The following is a 16,553-nucleotide window of genomic DNA, read 5'->3' on the forward strand; positions in this document are numbered from 1 at the left end:
TGTGCTGTAAGCAAAGTGTGCAGTAAATAAACTGTGCTGTAACAAAAATATGCCATAAGTAAAATGTGCCATAAATAAAGCGTGCCGTAAATAAAATGTTCTGTGCCGTAACGGAAATGTTTGGTAATCAAAATGTATTGCGCATAGTAAAATAGTTAACAGTTGTTTTTGATTTGGGTGCGTGTGTTGGTAGGTAGAAGAAATGATTGATAAAGAAACGCAAAAGTTCCGACTAGAAAACGTTGCAATAGCATTATCTTCAGCAAAATTAGAAGGTGGCACTGTATCTTCTGCATGCTTGGCTGATACAAGAAAATATATTCGCGGTTCTATAAGCGCAGATGAGCTTATATCTCTAACTCGTAAGCGTTACGGTCTGAAATAATCAATCCTAACTTGTTTAAGTATTAATTATGGTTGATGAAGTTTTTGACCCATATCTTATTCCTCATACGCGAGTGCTGAAGAACAAACTGAATTTACAAACTCAGGAAAATCTTGATTTCTTTGAAAACGATTTAGTTTCAGTTCGTAGCTATAAGTTGTACGAAAACTTGCCACATGCTGAAGGAACTGTTAAGCAATTGCAATGGATTCATCATTATCTTTTTCAGGATGTTTACGATTGGGCTGGTCAGATTCGCACTATAGACATGACTAAAGGCGGCGGCGAGCCGTTTCATCCGCTTGAATACATGGGCGTTGGGATTCGCTACTGTGAGCAAACGCTTAAAAATGATAATTTATTGCAAGGTTTATCTATTGATGAGTTTATTAGTAAGCTAAGTGTAAATTACAATAATTTTAATGTTTTACACCCATTTCGTGAGGGAAATGGTAGAACACAGCGCGTTTTTTGGGATATAGTTGCGCGAGATGCTGGGTATCATTTCGATTGGGGATTAATAACTCAGAGAGTTAACGATGAAGCTTCAATCCAGGCTAAAGACACTAACGATACAAAGCTTCTTGAAGACATGTTCCGCATTATTACAAAGCCTTTGCAGGTTGAGCTTTTAGCACAGCAGCAGTTTGCGCATCTTGTTGAAGAGGAATACGAATACGCGCCGAATGTGGCTAGTGTTTTGCAAGATAAGGATTATGCTGCGTATAAAACGCGTTATGGCATAGATTGAATTTAGCGATTGCGTATTGTTATAGTGTGCAATCTAAACTTCTAAAAATACAAAGTTTGAGTTATTGATAACCTAAACTTACGAAAAATAAAAGTTTAGGTCATGAATGACTTAAACTTGTAAAAAATCGAAGTTTAAGTCATAATATTTATAAGATTCGTAAGATTGTAAGATTAATAAAATTTATGACTTTGCAATTTTGTGACTGTGCAATCAACGTAAGCATTGTTTTAAGAATTCCTAAACTATCTAAAGCGGAGTAGAGGCTTATTATGGTAAATTCGCAAGATCAGCTACTTGAAAGCGCAAATATGCCAATGCATAGTAATCGCCCTGCTATAGTCGGCAAAAATATTAAAAATCGCGATATTTATCTTAATCAGCTTATAGCTTTCAAAGATACAGAACCTGTGAAAGTTGTGACGGGCATTCGTCGATGCGGCAAGTCAACTTTGCTTAAGCTCATGCAAGAATACCTTATTAACTCTGGAGTTGAGCAAAATCAAATTATATCTATAAACTTTGAGTCGCTCGAGTTTCAAGATATGAGTTATAAGGACTTGTACAATTACGTTAAAAATAGGATTGAATACAACAGTATTGAATCTGCTGATAGTGAATCTTCTAGTGTTAAGCATACTAAAAAAACGTATCTTTTCTTTGACGAGCTTCAGCGTATAGATCGTTGGGAAGATGCAATTAACTCGTTTCGCGTAGATTTTGATTGCGATATCTATATAACTGGCTCTAACGCATACCTGCTTTCCTCGGAGTACTCAACATACTTGTCTGGTCGGTATGTGGAAGTGAAAATGTATCCGCTTTCGTTTAGAGAGTTCGTTGATTTTCAGGATTATTCCATTGAAGAATATAAGTCTCCGCTCGGTGATCTGAAAAAAAGAGCGGTGAATGCTAATGGCGGTAGTGTAGAGCTTGATGACTTGTTTGCAGCTTATATGCGTTACGGCGGTATGCCTGCAATCTGTGATATTGCTTTAGAATCAGGTTTTAATCAGAGTAGTGCAATGACTTTGCTAGACGGAATTTATTCCACTGTAGTAGTTCGCGATATACTCGAGCGCGAGAAGCGCCGCGGGCAAAGGCAGATTACAGACGCAGATCTTCTTAGAAAAATAATTATGTTTTTGGCAGATAATATTGGAAACAATACGTCTTTAAATTCTGTGTGCAATACGCTTTCTTCTGAAAATCTTCTTGATGCTGCTGATAGTAATTCTCGCGTCTTGCGCGCGCGTGGCGCTAAACCTGCAACTCAAACTATATCCGCTTATGTTAGTGCGTTAAAAGAATCTTACATGTTTTATGACGTTAAGCGCTTTGACATTAAAGGGAAAGATTATTTGCGCACTCTTGGCAAGTATTACATTGTTGACATTGGGTTGCGTAATTATTTGCTCGGTTTTAGGGACAGAGATAGAGGGCATGCGTTAGAAAATGTTGTGTTCTTTGAGCTTTTAAGGCGAGGCTACGATGTTGCTGTTGGCAAAATAGATAATTTGGAAGTGGATTTTGTTGCGACTTCTGCTTCCGAAAAACTTTATATTCAAGTAACTGAAAGCATGATGGATGAGTCTGTGCGCGAGCGAGAGTTAAAGCCGCTTCGTAAGATCCAAAATAATTACGAAAAGCTGGTTATTACTTTGAGTAAGGCTTTGGATGATGATTACGACGGCATTCGCGTTGAAAACATTGTTGATTGGTTGCTTAAGTAGCGTTGTTACTGGGTTTTTAGGCTTGTGTGAATATCGTTTCATTTCGCAAAATTAAAAAATTTTCAAATTTGCGAAATGGGATTTGATTGGTTTACGAAGTGGTATTTGCTCGATTTTAACGCGCGCAAAACATATTACACTGAAACGAGTGGCGTGATGTTGCCGATGCTGACTATGTTTCTATAGTGCGTTTTTTCAAAAATGTAGGTATAGATGAGTATTTGTTGCGCGCTATGCCTTCATTTTGGCAAAATGTAGGTATAGAACATGACTTTCTATAAACTATGACGACATTTTTCTATTTTGTGGCTTTTTTTTGGGGGGGGGGGGATATTGTTGCGGGTTTTGATGATTGGTAGAGTGTTTGATGTTGTGAGTGAGGCAAATGATGTTTAGGAATGTTGTTGCGTTTGATTGCGCGCTTGGAACGGGGATTATTATCTCTAGCAGCAAGCCGATTTCGCAGCGCGTGCAGAAGCGGATTCGCGCGTTTATTGATGATTATGAACGCACTCTTTCGCGCTTTCGTGAAGATTCGCTAGTTTCGCGCATGGCTCGTGCGGAGCATGGCGGCGATTTTGAGTTCCCGTCGTGGGTGCAACCGCTTTTTGCAATTTATGATGAGTTTTACAATGCTACGCGAGGAGCTTTCGACGCGTGCGTTGGTGCGGATTTGCTTGCGCTTGGCTACGATAATTCTGTGCAATTCGTTCCGGAATCGGCTGGAAGTGCGAGTGAAGATAGCGGCGGTGGCAGTTGGACCAATTATCGTCGCTTGTTGTCAGTTAAGTGGGGAGATATTTCGCGAGATGGCGTCGGCACAACGCTTTGCACAAATCAGCCAGTACAGCTTGATTTTGGTGCAGCTGGGAAAGGTTATTTTGTAGATCTTTTAACGCAGATTATTAAAGAGGAGCTTAGTGGCGATTCGCCTGCGGATAGTGATCTACATGTGGATAGCGATTCACCTGCGGATAGCGATTTACCTGCAGATTGTGATTTTCTGGTAAACGCTGGCGGTGATATGCGCGCTTGTTTTAGTGATGAAGATTATCAAATAAAAGTTGCTTTAGAAAATCCTTTTGATACGACGCAAGCAGTTGGAGTGGCATCAATCGCAAGCGGAGCGTTGTGTGCGTCGTCTAGTGCAAGAAAACGCTGGAAAGTAAGAGATGAGAATTGTCTTGCAGGTAATGGTTTTGAATCAAATTTAATTGCAGCCCATTTGATCAACGCTTTAGATGGCATTCCAGTGCAAAAACTTTCTGCAAGTTGGGCTTACGTTCCTGCTAAAACGTGTGATTTTCCAACTGCATATGCCGACGCATTAGCGACTGCGCTTTTCGTTTCGTCAGAAAGTGATTTGCAAAAAATCATCCAAAGTAAAGGCGCTGAATTTGCTGTAACACTTCCAAATCACACAATGTGCGCAACGAAAAACTTCCCTGCACAGTTTTTCGTATATAACTCATAAAACCATTTCCGTCTATAAGCTATAACACCTATAATCCGCTAATCTTATGAATTTTCTAATAATTAATGGCTTAATAATTAAGTTCTTAATAATTAAGGGCTTTATCTCGTAATTATTTACGAAACAAAACCCTTAATATATCAATTTGTATTAACTTATATCTATCTACTTTAAAGTTCTAGCTTTAACTTTTAGGATATGAACTAGTCATTCTTAACAGTTTCAGCAACGCGTGGCCACAATGTAGTGCCCCAGTTCTTGATTGTGCGCTGACGAACGAGCGGCAAATCAGAACGGTCATACACTGTGCGCCATGGTTCCCATGCCAAGCCGGTCTTCTCTACGAGCTTGATTCGAAGATTGCGTACATTTCCCTTGAACTGAATAGTGGTATTGAAGTGAGCGGTACGATACTTTCCGTTGCCTTCCCAAGCGCGAGAACGAACGTAAGGAGTTCCGTCAATTTCAGTTCCATATTCATCCCAGTAGATGTAATAGCGAGCTACGTAAGCTCCGCGGTGATCTAAGGTAAGATAACCGTCGCGGTAAGAGGAAACTTTCGTTTCAATGTAATCACTGTTGGACTGTAGCGTAGCTACTTCGTTATCTTTTACGAAGGAAGTAGTGTAAGCAATTGGAACTGCTGGGCTGGAGGTGCTCATGTTGGCACCTTCTTGAATCAAAGCCTTAAGTGTATCAATGTTTCCAGTGATAACCTTAGCTGCGCCATTTGCGCTACCGCCAAGAATTACTGCAGTTACAGAAGTGTTCTGGAGGATGCGATGGAATTCAGTATTTGGCTTGATTTCAACGCCCTTAATAGCAGCTTCTACTGCAGCTTGGAAGTCAGTGCTCTTACTGTTGGTGTCAAACTTTACATACATTGAGCGGCCATAAGCAACGTTAGAAACGTATACTGGTGGATGCTTTTCATCAACTCCACGCCTCTTCAAGCTTTCTGGGCTTGTGCATGGTGCGAAGAAATCAGATGGGCTATCTGGAGCATCTACGCTCACGTTGTAGTAAGTTTGCTTGAAGTTTACAATCTGAGTTTGCTTTTCACCTCTATGTACAGCATCAAAGTCAATCTTAAGAGGTACGCCGATCTTTGCGAAATCAGCGCCGAACTTTGCTTTAAGTTGATTCATGCTCTGTGCGCTTGCGGAGTCATATTGCATTTTTGCTGCAACGTGATGAGTTGCTGCGTACTGAGAATTCCACTTAGATACAAGGTCGTTTACTGCTGAAGTCACAGTGCTCTTGGTTGGGCGGGTTACTGTTGCAACGCTTTCTCCGTTATGGAATCCTGGTAAATCAACGCTTAATGTTAATGGACCGCGATTTGCGGAGATTAACGTTGGAACGTTGTCCATCAAGTTCTGGTCAGCGCGGAATAAAGCGCCTGGGTATACGCGAGCATCGTTTGAGGAAGTCACAGACAAATTAGAAGTTGTGTTTGTGATGTTCTTCTTTTGATGTTCAACAACAACAAATTCGCCGCCTTTGTCAAAGCTGTCGTTTGAGAACTTATTGTCGATTGATTCGCCGTGACGGGCGAGAATATTAGTTTTATCGTATTTCAAATCCCAGAGGTAATCATTCAATGCGCTTTTCTTTACTGCGCAAGAATTGTTTTCTGGGGTCTTTTCAGCAGGTGATGCCATTGCTGGAATTGCTAAACCTTGTGGGATAACAGTTGCTCCTGCCAGCAACATCATCGCTACATTGCGATAGAACTTTGAGTTCACCATATTCGAACCTTCGTTAGATTGTAGATAATTGATTTGAAACATTTGCTAATTTCGCTTCTTTGCTATTTGTGTAGACTTCAATGTGCAATTCACAAATGCTTCAATTTGAATATTATTCCTTTTATGATTTGAAAACAACTTTTGAAGTGAAAAATTTATTCTAAACTAAAGTTTAAATTTAAAAAGGTTGATAAATGAATTATTTTGCGTTATCAAGATTATTCTTATCGGCGTGTTGACTGTTAAATTAAGGATTTTTGCTAATAAATATCAACATTTGTTACCCAATGCAGATTTTTGTTTAATTCCTGCTTAATTGCCATTTAAATCCTGCTTTGTAATGGATAACTTAATTGCTTATCTCTGAATATATATTGTATAAATTGAATATATATTCATAGTCAAACTCTTAATATTTGCAGTTTTAGATATTAAATTGTTTATGTTTTATTTGTTACATATACTTTTTTGTATTTATAAACTTAACAAAATAATCATGTTAAATTGCAAAATTGTGTAACGCGTAAATCTTTTGCCAAGTGCAACGATTGTATCCGTATAGGTGATTGTATTAGTCTTATTGATTGTATCCGTAAAGTTTGCGAATACAGCTTAGTATGCGGCATTAAAAAACGCTCACACAATAAAGTGCAAGCGTTTTCTTAGTGGGCTTCCAAACACGAAATAACTGCGATGCCAAAACTGGTTCCGTGTTATTTTACGATGTTTCTCATTCTTTCTATAGCGTGCCCGATGCCGTATGAAATTACTGCCCAAGCAATTAGAGAAACAAATGATAAGCCAGCGTTCGGAATATAAATATTTGATTCCGTCGTATGAAGCGCTACTGCAGATATAAAATTACTTGCAGCGTTTAACGGAATCATACCTATTAAATTAATTATTGTTTTGAAGACGGGCTCGTGTATTGGGGTTTGCGGAGCATAAAGGTTTAAGAATGTTTCAATCTTTTCACCTTGAATCATGGTAATAACATAAATTGTTAAATAAAAAGACACTATCATTTGTATTAAAGCTTGCGGGATTATAAATATTGGTGTGATGATTCTCGAAGACTTAAATATAAGTCCCAATCCGTAACCCATAATTGCAAATAAAGCCACGCATATTGCTGAAAGAAATACAATTGTAATAGATGTGTTAAAAGGACTTTGACTACCGAGTCTGCTTGTAATGTAATATCTTGAAAGTGTTATTGCAGATATTACGCTTACTGGGATCATAGAAATTATCTGTATGACAAATACGTACAGTACTACGACAACTAATTTTGCAAATATAAGGGAATCACGTTTTGGAACAGCAACGGCTAATCCGCTTAGTATTTCTTTTTCGCGATCGCGTGATGCTGCAATTGCTGCAAAGGCAATAGAAACTGCTACTGCAGACAGCGATATAATTATGTACACTCCGGAAATCGTATTTTTTAAAATATTGATGTACTGGCCCATATCGCAATTGCTGTAGTAACGCCAAAAGCCTTCTACTTTTTGCACTCGCATTGAACAACTTTGTCTATATGCTTCAAAAATTACTGCTGATAATGAAACTGAGGCGCCCCTATTTATCTTCATGGTAAAGACGTTAACGATAAATGAAAAAAATGATGTTAAAGCGAACGGAATCAGTATAAATAATGCAGTACACCACCATGTGAATTGCGCGCATAATAGTTTGATTATTTCAACTTTAAGTATGTTAAAGAATGTTAAATGGTAGCGCGTGATGCCTCTTGAAGATGTAGGAGTCTGCATTCCTGGTTGCATTTGGTTCATAGTTTGTGCATTCATCGTACTTCTCCCTGAGTGTTATATTGCGGTTGCTGCGAATATGGTTGAGCTGAATATGATTGCGGATTGTACTGTGCCTGTTCGTACTGTTGCTGGTACGGCTGTTCGTACTGCGGCTGGTATTGCTGAGTGTACTGTGCCTGTTGATATATAGGTTGATTTTCAACATTGCTTGGCATATTTTCGTATTCACTTGTAGGAATAGAAACATATTGCGTGTGATTTTTAGTAAGCGAAATGTATGCAGCTTCTAACGAAGGACTTTCCATATTTATTTGATATGTGATTAATTGTTGATTAGCAAAACTACGAGATAAATCTGTAATATCTGCATTTCGTATTACGAAAGCTACACCTTCTTGAACATCGTCATTTTTGTTATCAACTCTAGTGACAGCGCACTCTCTATGTTGAGACTGCATAATGTAAAGAAGCTTTTTAGGTTCTGGTGTAATCACTCGAATTGCTGAATAGCGTGAGTAGTTTTCAGCAAAGTTCCTCACATTATCTTGTAGCAAGATATTTCCATGAGCTATGATTACGATATCGTCTGCTACATTTGCAATTTCGCTTATTGTGTTTGAACTTACTAATACAGATCCACCTTGTTTTGCATAATATTTACACAAATCTCTAATCCAGTTGACTCCCTCGGAATCTAAACCATGGAAAGGTTCATCTAGGATAAGATTGTGAGGGTTTGCTAGAAGTGCTATTGCAACTGATAAACGTTTACGCATGCCGGTTGACATTGCTCTAATTTTCATATTTTTTATATATGCAATTCCGGCAAGATCAATAACTTCTAATACGCGACTTTTCTCTATACCATAAGTTTCCGCAATTCTATTAAGGTAGCTAATCGCGCTTTTGCTATAATCCTCAATTTTCATATCTAATACTGAACCAACTGTTTCAATTGGAGATCGAAGATTCTTATACGGAACGCCATCAAATAGAACTTTTCCGCTTGTTAAATTTGTGAGTCCCAATGCGCAGTGTATTAATGTTGACTTTCCGGATCCGTTAGGCCCTATTAATCCTGTAACTCTGCCATCTTCTGCTACAAAGGAAACATTGTCTAGCGCACGTTTACCGTTATATCGCTTAGTTATATTTCGTATCTCTATCATAATTAGATAATACTGTTAATATCGCTGTAATCATAAGGTGAAAATAATATTTTGTAATAATTATTAAAAATGAATTTATTAACTTTATTTTGTAATTTATTTCCACGCATTATCTTTAAATATTTGCTTTTACACTCGTGTATTTATTTGCTTATACAGATTTGTAGGCAGTATAAATTGCAGTACAAATTGCAGTACAAATAGTTGTATAAACAGTTGTCTGCATGGATTTGCAATATTCGTAGTTTTTGTTATCAAATTGTTTGGGTTTTATTTGCTATATATACTTTTTGCGTTTAGAAACTTAGCGGTAATAATCACATAAATTCAATATTTTAAAAAGCATTAATACTATTATTTTCAGCTTTGAAAGGTCACGTATCACTCATATAGTTGAGGTTATGCCTACATTCACACGCGAAGAAATTGAGCATTTGGGCGTTTTGTCCCAGATTGCTTTAAGCGACGAAGAAATCAGTCGCTTGCAAGGCGAATTAAACGTCATTGCAGAATCTATTAATAAAGTGCAGGAAGTTGCTGGCGAAGATGTGCCACCTACTGCAAATCCAGTGCCTTTGGAAGCTTATTTGCGTCCAGATGAGCCTGCTACACCTTTGACTCAAGAAGAAGCTCTTTCTGGTGCTCCTAGAAGTGAGTCTGGCATGTTTGTAGCGCCTCGAATTTTGGGGGAGGAATAAAACATGACTAATACTCAAGATTTAGTAAAACTTTCTGCTGCCGATATGGCAAAGGCTGTGAAAGCTAAAGAAGTTTCTAGCCGCGAACTTGTTGAAGCTCACTTGGCAGTTATTGAGTCTGCAGAGCCAGAAATTAAGGCATTCTTGCATGTTTCTGCAGATATTGCTCTTGAGCAGGCAGATGCTTTTGATGCCAAGAACGCTAAGGGTGAGACTGAAGGATTGCCTGAGTTGGCTGGTGTGCCAATTGCAATTAAGGACATGATTGTTACTAAGGGCATTCCTACTACTGCGGCATCTAAGATTCTTGAAGGCTGGGTTCCACCTTACGATGCTACTGTTATTGAAAAGCTCAAGGCAGCTGGCATGCCAATTCTTGGCAAGACTAATTTGGATGAGTTCGCTCAAGGTTCTTCTACAGAGCATTCGGCTTATCAAACTACTTGCAATCCTTGGGATACTGAGCGTGTTCCTGGCGGTTCTGGTGGCGGCTCTGCAGCTGCTGTTGCTGCATTCGAGGCTCCTATTGCTTTGGGTACAGATACTGGTGGCTCTATTCGTCAGCCAGGCGCTTTAACTGGTACAGTCGGTGCAAAGCCAACTTATGGCGGTGTTAGCCGTTTTGGTGCAATCGCTATGGCAAGCTCTCTTGATCAGATTGGACCTGTTTCTCGTACTGTTCTTGACTCTGCACTTTTGCAGGAAATTATCGGCGGTAACGATAGGCGCGATTCTACTTCTATTCCAGCTCCTGTTCCTCCAATGGCTCAAGCTGCTCGTGAGGGCGCTCGCCGTGATTTGAAGGGCTTGAAGGTTGGTTTAGTTAAGGAGCTTAGTGGCGACGGATTCCAGCCAGGCGTTGAAGCACGCTTTAATGAAGCTGTGCAATTGCTTAAGGATATGGGTGCAGAAGTAACAGAAGTTTCCTGCCCTCATTTCCCTTATTCTTTGGCTGCTTACTACATTATTATGCCTTCCGAAGTTAGCTCCAATTTGGCTCGCTACGACGGTATGCGCTACGGTTTGCGCGTAATGCCGCCAGCAGACAAGCCTCAGACTGCTGCAAATATGATGGCTGCAACTCGTGAAGCTGGTTTCGGTGACGAAGTAAAGCGTCGTATTATTCTCGGTACTTATGCACTTTCCGCTGGCTATTACGATGCTTGGTATGGTTCTGCACAAAAAGTTCGTACGCTTATTATTCGCGATTTTGAAGAAGCGTTTAATAAGGTAGATGTTCTTATTTCTCCAACAAGCCCTACAACGGCATTTAAGTTTGGTGAGAAGATGAACGATCCGCTTTCCATGTACATGAACGATATTGCTACGATTCCTGCAAACATGGCTGGCGTTCCAGCTTTGAGCCTCCCAGCTGGCTTAAGTGATGATGGTTTGCCTGTTGGTATTCAGATTATTGCTCCGCAATGCCATGATGAAAAGATGTACAAGCCTGCAGCAGCGTTGGAAGCTGCGCTCGAAGAGCAGTGGGGCGGCCCAATCTGGAAGTCGCTTAAAGCTGGTTGGCTCGATTCATTGGCTAAGTAAAGTGAAGTAAAGCTTAAATAAGAAGGATTCTCATGGCTGAAAAACTTATGAAATATGCCGATGCTGTGGAGCAGTTTGATCCAGTATTCGGTTTGGAAACTCACGTTGAGCTTTGCACTCGTACGAAGCTGTTCTGCCCAGCAGAAGTATCTTTTGGTGGCGAGCCAAATACTCAGCTAACTCCTGTAAGCCTTGGTTTGCCAGGCTCTTTGCCAGTTGTAAACAAGACTGCAGTTGATTACGCTATTAAGCTCGGTTTGGCGTTGCATTGCGAGATTGCTGAGTGGAGCCAGTTCGCTCGTAAGAACTACTTCTACCCAGATATGCCTCGTGATTACCAGATTTCCCAGTACGATAAGCCTACTAATGGCAACGGTTACTTGGATGTTGAGCTTGAAGATGGCACTGTGTTTCGCGTGCCGATTGAGCGTGCTCACATTGAGGATGACGCTGGTAAGAATACTCACGTTGGTGGTGCTGACGGTCGTATTGAAGGCGCAAATCATTCTTTGGTTGATTACAATCGCGCAGGTGTGCCTTTAATTGAGATTGTAACTAAGCCAATCGAAGGTGCAGGTAGCCGCGCTCCAGAAATTGCTGGTGCTTATATGCGTGCTATTCGCGATATTGTTCGCGCTCTTAACATCTCCCACGCTCGTATGGAGCAGGGCAATATGCGTGCTGACGTGAACGTTTCGCTCCGCCGCAAGCCAACCGATCCATTTGGTACGCGTTCAGAAACTAAGAATGTTAACACATTCCGCGGTATTGAAAAGACTCTGCAATATGAGATTCGTCGCCAGGCTGCTATTTTGAGCGAAGGCGGCGAGATTTTGCAGGAAACTCGTCACTGGGATGAGGCAACTCAGACTACTGCTGGCGGTCGCGTGAAGTCGGATGCTGACGATTATCGCTACTTCCCAGATCCTGATTTGGTTATGCTTCACATCACTAAAGAGCATATTGAGCGCATGAAGGCAGAAATGCCTGAAATGCCTCGCGAGCGCCGTAACCGTTTGCAAAGCGAATGGGGTATTAGCGATCTTGAAATGCGCGATATTTTGAACGCAGATGCTCTTGATTTGGTTGAAGAAACTGTTAAGGCTGGCGCAAGTGCAGCAGGTGCTAAGAAGTGGTGGCTTGGTGAGCTTGCTCGCGAAGCAAACACTCGTGGCGTGACTTTGGAAGAATTGCCTATTACTCCGCAAGATGTGGCTGAAGTTGAAAAGCTAATTGCAGACGGCAATCTTAACGATAAGCTCGCTAAGCAAACTGTTGCATGCGTTTTGGCTGGCGAGGGTAAGCCTGATGAAGTTGTTAAGAAGCACGGATTCAAGGTTATGAACGATGACGGCGCTTTGGAAGCTGCTGTTGACGCTGCTCTTGCTGCTGATCCTGAAGTTGCAGAAAAGCTTAAGGCTGGAAATATGAAGCCGATGGGTGCAATTATTGGCGCTGTTATGCGTGCAACTAAGGGTCAGGCTGATGCTAAGGCTGTTACTAAGATTGTGATGGCAAAGATCAAGGCATGATTTTATAGGTTCTGTACGTTTGCGTTTTGTTTATAATTATTAGCATTTCGTAAGCGTGCAGAACCTTTTGCATTTTTACGCGTGAATATAAATTATTTAATGCAATGATGCAATTAAATTTTGTATTTTAAGATTTTGTGTGGGCTATTTGAAATAATAACAAGTGATTGTAGATTTATATAGGTAATTAAATATTGCTAGCTAAATATTGCTAGCTAAATATATGCATGTGATACATAAATATATGCAGGTGATAGAGTAAGACTATTATGAATTTATTGTGTGAGTTGGGAAATTGTTTGAAGAGGTGGATATGCAGGAAATGAATTTGAGTATTAATAACGCGTGTGAATCGCTTGATTCTAGGACGCTTCCTGAAAATATAACTATTCCGGAAATTCGTGGCGAAATGGCTAGACTTCGTCCTGCGACAATAGACGATTTATCTAGAATGGATGATTTGCATGCTTTTGATGGAGCTGCTCTGATAACTGGAAAAGATTCGCAATCTGAACGAGCAATGGTGCATGCGTGGGTTGAAAGATCTGTACAGTGGTCTAGCGGTGGTCGCATTGCAGATAATCCTTCGGATGTATGCCGTTTTGCTGGGGATATTCAATCGCGCCCTACTATAGCTTGGGCGATTGTGCCTGATGTTTTAGATGATGAAGAAAACAAATCTTCAGCTATTATTGGCATGATTTTCCTAATTGACATTGACGGTTGGTCATGTTCTGCTCGCATACAGGTTGTTTTAGGTCGCGATTACCGAGGACGCGGTTATTCTCGTGACGCTATGCCTCGCGTTATGACGTACGGCTTTGCTGCAACTCCTATTGGATTGGGAATGCACAGAATTTGGGTTGGAGTTCCTGCCACAAACACACGATCTCTTTCCGTGTATCAGTCTTTAGGTTTTATGCGCACTGGTACTGCTAGAGATGCTTTGTGGGATTCGTACAATCAAAAATATCAAGATTTTGTAGTTATGGATACTTTGGCAGACGAATACGATGCGATTCGTTCTCTAGATGCTTTTGGATTGCATGTTATTGAGGAAAATCCTGGTGTTCGTGAAGCTTTAAGCGCACATGAACATTCTATTGCTGTTCCAGTTAAAGACGCATCTGCTATGAGTTTTGCTACGAGTTTTACTACCAGTTCTGCTGCCAGTTCTACTGCAGGTAAAAATAACGATTCTAATCCAGATAAGTCTGGTGAATCCGATGTTGCTGCTGTAAAAAAGCCATCTAAGCGCGCTTGGTGGCGATTCTTGGGTAAAGATCGTAATAATCATACGAATGATGACAAGAATGATAACAAGAACGACAAAAAGAACGACGACAAGAATGACAAGAACGACAAGAATGACAATGCTACAGCGGAGGTTTAATTATGAGTGCTGAAGATCTTGATAATTATGAAACTGATGCGGAACTTGCGTTGTACAAAGAGTATCGCGATGTCATAAAATTATTCACTTATGTTGTAGAAACTGAAAGGCGTTTTTATTTAGCCAATAAGGTTGATTTTAATGCTTGCGCAGCCGGACAAGACGTTTATTTCGATGTGAAACTCACTGATGCTTGGGTTTGGGATGTTTATCGTCCTACGCGTTTTGTGAAAACTGTGCGAATTGTTACGTTTAAAGATGTGAATGTTGAGGAAGTTCAAAAAAGCGATATCGATATTCCAGAATCTATTGCGTAAATAAAACTATTTATGCAATAAACGCAACTATTTAGTAAATTCTATGAAATGTAGCTAATTATCTGGCTTATTGCAATATTATTTTCATTGCTAATTGTAGTTTGCTGGTAAATTTACCCAAGAGAATTTGTGCAATTAAACCAGAATTTATATAATTTGCTATCTTAACTTGAGTGTATGCTCTTTATGGGTATTTATTAAAACTTGTGCGCATTTGCGTAAAGTTTGTTAGTTTTGTGGAGCTTAGTAAAAACACATATTTAGGTATGGAGGACAAGTGTCAGATACGCAATCCCAAAAAGAATCCGTAGTAATTATCGGCGGTGGTCCGGCAGGGTTGACGGCTGCTTGGGAACTTGTAAAAGACGGTGGTTCAGAACATTATGATGTTACTGTTCTTGAATCTACTACAGAATTTGGCGGAATCTCTCGCACTGTAAAATATAACGGTAATCGCATGGATATTGGCGGTCATCGTTTCTTCTCAAAGGACGACCGTATCATGCAATGGTGGCGCGATATGTTGCCTTTGCAAGGTGCTCCTTCTTACGATGATAAAAAGCTTGGTCGTCACCATGATTTGGAAGCAGGCGGTCCTGATCCTGAAGTTGAAGACGAAGTGATGTTGAAGCGTCACCGTGTGTCAAGAATTTTCTGGAATCATCATTTCTTTGATTATCCTATCTCTCTTTCGGCGTCAACATTGCGTTCTATGGGATTCGTGTTAACGATGAAAGTTGGCTTTAGCTATTTATGGTCTATGATTCATAAATTGCCTGAAACGAATCTTGAAAACTTCTATATCAATCGTTTTGGTAGGAAGCTTTATTCGATGTTCTTTGAAGGCTATACGGAAAAATTATGGGGTAGGCATCCTAGCAAGATTTCCGCAGATTGGGGTGCTCAGCGCGTTAAAGGTTTGAGCATTGTGGAAGTTTTAAAGAATGCTTTTTCAAAGTTAATGCCTAAGAAAAAGGGAAAAAAGAAGGAAGTAGAAACCTCGTTAATTGAGGAATTCTGGTATCCAAAGCTTGGACCTGGTCAATTGTGGGAAACTGTTGAGCGTCGTTGCCGTGAGAATGGTGTTACTGTTCGCACGAATGCTAAGGTTGTTGGAATCTCTCAAAAAGACGGCCATATTTCTAGCGTTACAGTTGAAAATTCTAATGGCGAGCGCTCTGATATTTACGCAGATCAGTTTATTTCTTCTATGCCAATCAAAGATTTGGTTGCAGCTTTGGAAGCTGGGGATAAGTCTAAGAATCAGGTTCCTGCAGAAATGCAAAAAGTTGCAGCAGGTTTGCCTTATCGCGATTTTGTGACTGTTGGATTGCTTGTAAAGCGTATGCGTTTGCGTAATACTACTTCTATCCCAACTCTTGGCAACCCGCCTATTGTCCCAGATTGCTGGATTTACGTGCAAGATCCTGGATACAAAGTTGGTCGTTTGCAGATTTTCAACAACTGGAGTCCTTATCTCGTAAAAGACGTGGATAATACTGTTTGGATTGGCCTCGAGTATTTCTGCGATGAGGGCGATGATTTCTGGAATATGAGCGAAGATGAGGCTCGTAAGTCTGCTATCGATGAGCTTACTCGAATGCAGGTTATTAACGGTGAGGAAGATGTGTTAGATTCACATCGCGAGCGCGTGCCTAAGGCTTATCCTGCTTATTTTGATACTTATGCTCAAATGCCAGAGTTAATTGAATATTTGGATAGCTTTGGTAATTTGTATTGCGTTGGTCGTAATGGTCAGCATAGATACAATAATCAGGATCATTCTATGGCTACTGCTATTGAAGCTGTTGATAATATTCGTTCTGGTCGTGAGTCTAAAGAGAACGTGTGGTCTGTTAATACTGAGAAATCGTATCATGAGAAAAAGTAATATCTAAATATTGCTAATCTAATGCCGATTTAATGTTAAGTGGCGGAAATGCGAGTTATTCGATTTCTGCCACTTTTATTTTTATATATGTTTTATATGTTTTATATTTTTATATATTCCTATATATTTCTACATTTAT

General features: G+C 40.1%; 13 protein-coding genes. 10 read left to right on the forward strand and 3 right to left on the reverse strand.

The features are described from left to right. The first annotated feature begins 202 nt into the window (after window positions 1-202). From BFS05_RS02540 to BFS05_RS02555, 4 genes are all read left to right on the forward strand, one after another. Window positions 203-385, forward strand: a complete 183-nt coding sequence (locus BFS05_RS02540; protein ID WP_103084456.1) for an antitoxin VbhA family protein — start codon at window positions 203-205, stop codon at window positions 383-385. A gap of 28 nt (window positions 386-413) precedes the next feature. Beyond that, the gene (locus tag BFS05_RS02545) at window positions 414-1,136 is read left to right on the forward strand and encodes a Fic/DOC family protein (protein ID WP_103084457.1); all 723 of its coding nucleotides are present in this window, start codon (window positions 414-416) and stop codon (window positions 1,134-1,136) included. Window positions 1,137-1,408: 272 nt separating this feature from the next. Continuing rightward, a complete protein-coding gene (locus BFS05_RS02550; protein WP_219726416.1) occupies window positions 1,409-2,869 on the forward strand; it encodes an ATP-binding protein in 1,461 nt (486 codons plus the stop codon). 388 nt (window positions 2,870-3,257) lie between these two features. Beyond that, window positions 3,258-4,343 (forward strand): FAD:protein FMN transferase, encoded by a 1,086-nt coding sequence (locus tag BFS05_RS02555; RefSeq protein WP_180978580.1) that lies wholly within the window; start codon window positions 3,258-3,260, stop codon window positions 4,341-4,343. A 203-nt stretch (window positions 4,344-4,546) separates the two neighbouring features. On the opposite strand, the gene BFS05_RS02560 is transcribed toward BFS05_RS02555, so the two are convergent. From BFS05_RS02560 to BFS05_RS02570, 3 genes are all read right to left on the reverse strand, one after another. Beyond that, on the reverse strand, window positions 4,547-6,094 hold the full coding sequence (locus tag BFS05_RS02560; protein WP_103084459.1) for a thiol-activated cytolysin family protein: 1,548 nt from the start codon (window positions 6,092-6,094) through the stop codon (window positions 4,547-4,549). A 713-nt stretch (window positions 6,095-6,807) separates the two neighbouring features. Next, window positions 6,808-7,905, reverse strand: coding sequence for a hypothetical protein (locus BFS05_RS02565; protein ID WP_103084460.1), 1,098 nt, complete (start codon window positions 7,903-7,905; stop codon window positions 6,808-6,810). After that, window positions 7,902-9,038, reverse strand: coding sequence for an ABC transporter ATP-binding protein (locus BFS05_RS02570; protein WP_103084461.1), 1,137 nt, complete (start codon window positions 9,036-9,038; stop codon window positions 7,902-7,904). Before BFS05_RS02570 ends, BFS05_RS02565 begins: the two co-directional genes overlap by 4 nt. 401 nt (window positions 9,039-9,439) lie before the next feature. On the opposite strand from BFS05_RS02570, the gene gatC reads away from it, so the two are divergent. The 6 genes from gatC (at window position 9,440) to BFS05_RS02600 (ending at window position 16,414) form a co-directional block, all read left to right on the forward strand. After that, entirely contained in the window at window positions 9,440-9,736 is a 297-nt protein-coding gene (gene gatC / locus BFS05_RS02575; RefSeq protein WP_004114131.1) for an Asp-tRNA(Asn)/Glu-tRNA(Gln) amidotransferase subunit GatC, read from the forward strand. Between the two features lie 3 nt (window positions 9,737-9,739). Beyond that, complete coding sequence (gatA, locus tag BFS05_RS02580; RefSeq protein ID WP_103084462.1) at window positions 9,740-11,281, forward strand: Asp-tRNA(Asn)/Glu-tRNA(Gln) amidotransferase subunit GatA; 1,542 nt, start codon at window positions 9,740-9,742, stop codon at window positions 11,279-11,281. A 32-nt stretch (window positions 11,282-11,313) separates the two neighbouring features. Further along, a complete protein-coding gene (gene gatB / locus BFS05_RS02585; RefSeq protein WP_103084463.1) occupies window positions 11,314-12,813 on the forward strand; it encodes an Asp-tRNA(Asn)/Glu-tRNA(Gln) amidotransferase subunit GatB in 1,500 nt (499 codons plus the stop codon). A gap of 313 nt (window positions 12,814-13,126) precedes the next feature. Further along, on the forward strand, window positions 13,127-14,206 hold the full coding sequence (locus BFS05_RS02590) for a GNAT family N-acetyltransferase (RefSeq protein WP_103084464.1): 1,080 nt from the start codon (window positions 13,127-13,129) through the stop codon (window positions 14,204-14,206). A 2-nt stretch (window positions 14,207-14,208) separates the two neighbouring features. After that, entirely contained in the window at window positions 14,209-14,523 is a 315-nt protein-coding gene (locus tag BFS05_RS02595; RefSeq protein ID WP_103084465.1) for a DUF2469 domain-containing protein, read from the forward strand. A gap of 277 nt (window positions 14,524-14,800) precedes the next feature. After that, a complete protein-coding gene (locus BFS05_RS02600) occupies window positions 14,801-16,414 on the forward strand; it encodes an NAD(P)/FAD-dependent oxidoreductase (RefSeq protein WP_103084466.1) in 1,614 nt (537 codons plus the stop codon). Window positions 16,415-16,553 lie beyond the last annotated feature (139 nt).

The organism is Gardnerella coleohominis, from assembly GCF_002896555.1.
In the GTDB taxonomy this organism is placed as follows: Bacteria; Actinomycetota; Actinomycetes; order Actinomycetales; family Bifidobacteriaceae; genus Bifidobacterium; species Bifidobacterium vaginale_F.

What these genes read in the sequence shown, in the direction of transcription:
- gatA (WP_103084462.1), top strand. Translation starts at nt 9,740, where the DNA reads ATGACTAATACTCAAGATTTAGTAAAACTTTCTGCTGCCGATATGGCA.
- BFS05_RS02560 (WP_103084459.1), bottom strand. Translation starts at nt 6,094, where the DNA reads ATGGTGAACTCAAAGTTCTATCGCAATGTAGCGATGATGTTGCTGGCA.
- BFS05_RS02555 (WP_180978580.1), top strand. Translation starts at nt 3,258, where the DNA reads ATGTTTAGGAATGTTGTTGCGTTTGATTGCGCGCTTGGAACGGGGATT.
- BFS05_RS02545 (WP_103084457.1), top strand. Translation starts at nt 414, where the DNA reads ATGGTTGATGAAGTTTTTGACCCATATCTTATTCCTCATACGCGAGTG.
- BFS05_RS02570 (WP_103084461.1), bottom strand. Translation starts at nt 9,038, where the DNA reads ATGATAGAGATACGAAATATAACTAAGCGATATAACGGTAAACGTGCG.
- gatC (WP_004114131.1), top strand. Translation starts at nt 9,440, where the DNA reads ATGCCTACATTCACACGCGAAGAAATTGAGCATTTGGGCGTTTTGTCC.
- BFS05_RS02590 (WP_103084464.1), top strand. Translation starts at nt 13,127, where the DNA reads ATGCAGGAAATGAATTTGAGTATTAATAACGCGTGTGAATCGCTTGAT.
- BFS05_RS02540 (WP_103084456.1), top strand. Translation starts at nt 203, where the DNA reads ATGATTGATAAAGAAACGCAAAAGTTCCGACTAGAAAACGTTGCAATA.
- BFS05_RS02565 (WP_103084460.1), bottom strand. Translation starts at nt 7,905, where the DNA reads ATGAATGCACAAACTATGAACCAAATGCAACCAGGAATGCAGACTCCT.
- gatB (WP_103084463.1), top strand. Translation starts at nt 11,314, where the DNA reads ATGGCTGAAAAACTTATGAAATATGCCGATGCTGTGGAGCAGTTTGAT.
- BFS05_RS02595 (WP_103084465.1), top strand. Translation starts at nt 14,209, where the DNA reads ATGAGTGCTGAAGATCTTGATAATTATGAAACTGATGCGGAACTTGCG.
- BFS05_RS02550 (WP_219726416.1), top strand. Translation starts at nt 1,409, where the DNA reads ATGGTAAATTCGCAAGATCAGCTACTTGAAAGCGCAAATATGCCAATG.